The organism is Massilimicrobiota sp. An142, from assembly GCF_002160725.1.
GTDB classification, from domain to species: Bacteria; Bacillota_I; Bacilli_A; order Erysipelotrichales; family Coprobacillaceae; genus Allocoprobacillus; species Allocoprobacillus merdigallinarum.
Map to the genome: position 1 here is coordinate 1 of NZ_NFLD01000087.1, position 857 is coordinate 857.

1 protein-coding gene is annotated in these 857 nt (G+C 35.1%); it reads right to left on the reverse strand.

Annotated features, from left to right (window positions below; genetic code table 11):
- The coding region (locus B5E87_RS14800) for a transposase (RefSeq protein ID WP_143746921.1) at positions 1-857 on the reverse strand (857 nt) is incomplete at both ends.

Below are 857 nucleotides of genomic sequence, written 5' to 3' on the forward strand. Positions count from 1 at the left end.
AGCACTGCATCTCTTGTCAGGATTTTCTGATGTTTCTTGTTTTTACAGCATTCATCAATGAATGGACAGCCTTCGCAACCTTCATCACTTGTCATTTTTTGTTTGATTTGCAGATATTCTCCTCTTTCATCATAAATATCTCCTATATTCTGATCAAATACATGACCGTTTGGACATATCCTATTTCCTTTTCCATCTTTTTCCCAGTTCAATGTGTTGAATTTTTTATTCCTGAATTCCTTTTCATTCTTTTTGGCATACATTGCATATTTCATGTAGAGATTCATTCCATTTGACAAACAATACATATAGTTGTCGTAACTTCCATAAGCTGCATCTGCCATTGGATAAAGTGGCAGCTCTCCTGTGAAATCCTTATATCTTTCCATGAATGGTATGAATGTCTTGGTATCTCCTGGTCGCTGGAATAGATCTGCATTTACTATAATGCCATCGCTGACACCAATCTGTGCATTATAGCATGGTCTGCTTAATCCCGTATTGCAGTAAAAATCTATCTTAGTTGCACACATCGTCGCATCATGATCTATCTTAGAACAGCTGTTTCTATCATTTCCTATGATAAAAAGCCAGAATTCATATTCATCCAGCTTTGTATAATATCCAAGAAACAGGTCATACCATCTTTGAATTTCTGTCTTTCTTTTCCCTCTGCCATATACCATTTTTATATCATCATTAATCATCGTTTCCATAAGATACTGTACTATATAGCCTATCTCCTGTGCACAGTAAAAATAATGATATGGAAAGTCAAATCCTCTTTCCATGTTCATCTGAATGATTGAATCTGTTATCTTAGAAAACAGTTTCATTCTTGCATTGAGGATTCTTGC